This window comes from Cupriavidus basilensis OR16 (assembly GCF_000243095.1).
In the GTDB taxonomy this organism is placed as follows: Bacteria; Pseudomonadota; Gammaproteobacteria; order Burkholderiales; family Burkholderiaceae; genus Cupriavidus; species Cupriavidus basilensis_D.
On sequence record NZ_AHJE01000309.1, the window covers coordinates 1 to 740 of the forward strand.

The window sequence follows — 740 nt, forward strand, 5'->3', positions numbered from 1 at the left end:
GTCGAGACCCTGGCCGCCAACGGCGTCACCGACATGTTCGGCATCATGGGTTCGGCCTTCATGGACGCCATGGACATCTTCGCCCCCGCCGGCATCCGCCTCATCCCCGTGGTCCACGAGCAAGGCGCTGGCCATATGGCCGACGGCTATGCCCGCGTCTCCGGCCGCCACGGCGTCGTCATCGGCCAGAACGGCCCCGGCATCAGCAACTGCGTCACCGCCATCGCCGCCGCTTACTGGGCACATAGCCCGGTCGTCATCGTCACCCCCGAGGCCGGCACCATGGGCATTGGCCTGGGCGGCTTCCAGGAAGCCAAGCAGTTGCCGATGTTCCAGGAATTCACCAAGTACCAGGGCCACGTCACCCACCCGGCCCGCATGGCCGAGTTCACCGGCCGCTGCTTTGACCGCGCCATGGCCGAGATGGGCCCGACCCAGCTCAATATCCCGCGCGACTACTTCTACGGACAGATCAAGGCCGAGATCCCCCTGCCCCAGCGCCTGGACCGTGGCCCCGGCGGCGACCAGCGCCTGAACGAAGCCGCCGAACTGATCGCCAAGGCCAAGTTCCCCGTCATCATCTCCGGCGGCGGCGTGGTCATGGCCGATGCCATCGCCGAGTGCCAGGCGCTGGCCGAGCGCCTGGGCGCCCCGGTGGTCAACAGCTACCTGCATAACGACTCCTTCCCCGCCAGCCATCCGCTGTGGTGCGGCCCGCTCGGCTACCAGGGCTCCAAGGC

The 740-nt window shown here is 68.4% G+C and carries 1 protein-coding gene; it reads left to right on the forward strand.

All coding sequences use genetic code 11. The features are described 5' to 3' along the window. Positions 1-740 (forward strand): thiamine pyrophosphate-binding protein (locus OR16_RS38865; protein WP_006164944.1); only part of this gene is annotated, 740 nt, incomplete at both ends.